This is a genomic window from Roseateles sp. P5_B10 (assembly GCF_056400485.1).
Window position 1 is genome coordinate 1 of sequence record NZ_JBFULE010001557.1, and the last position, 631, is coordinate 631.

General features: G+C 62.6%; 1 protein-coding gene. It reads left to right on the forward strand.

Translation table 11 applies throughout. From position 1 onward, the window contains the following. Positions 1-153: 153 nt before the first annotated feature. Positions 154-631 (forward strand): OmpA family protein (locus AC1DU6_RS34565; protein WP_477863013.1); only part of this gene is annotated, 478 nt, incomplete at its 3' end.

The window sequence follows — 631 nt, forward strand, 5'->3', positions numbered from 1 at the left end:
GGCCTTGAACGTAGGCCGCCACAATGCGTTGGTCTCGGTGCCCCCATGGCACAATCGTCGGGTCCCTAGGAGAAACCCTAAAGTCTCTCCTGAGGTTAGAGGTTGAGTACTGACTCTCGCAGGGCAACTGCGGCATTCCTTGAGAGGAGAATCATGAAGAAACTGAATCGTGTGGCGTCGCTGTTTGCGGTGGCCGCGGTCGCCGTTGCTGCGTCTGGCGCATCGGCCCAAGCTATCGACAACTGGCGCGCAACCGACGGCACCGTCTGGAAGAACGGCACCAACGAATATTGCTGGCGCGACAATTTCTGGACGCCCGCTACGGCCGCCAAGGGCTGCGACGGCGAAATCAAGCCGGCACCCAAGGTTGAGCCGCCGGTACCGGTTGCTCCCCCGCCTCCGGCCCCGGCTCCCCAGCCTCCGAAGCCGGTTCCCCCGCCGCCGGCTCCGGTCAGCGAGAAGGTTACCTTCGCCGCTGATGCCTTCTTCGACTTCGACAAGTCGACGCTGAAGCCCGAAGCCACCGCCAAGCTGGACGACCTGGTCAGCAAGACCAAGGGCATCAACCTGGAAGTCATCATCGCCGTTGGCCACACCGACTCGGTGGGCAGCGATGAGTACAACCAGAAGC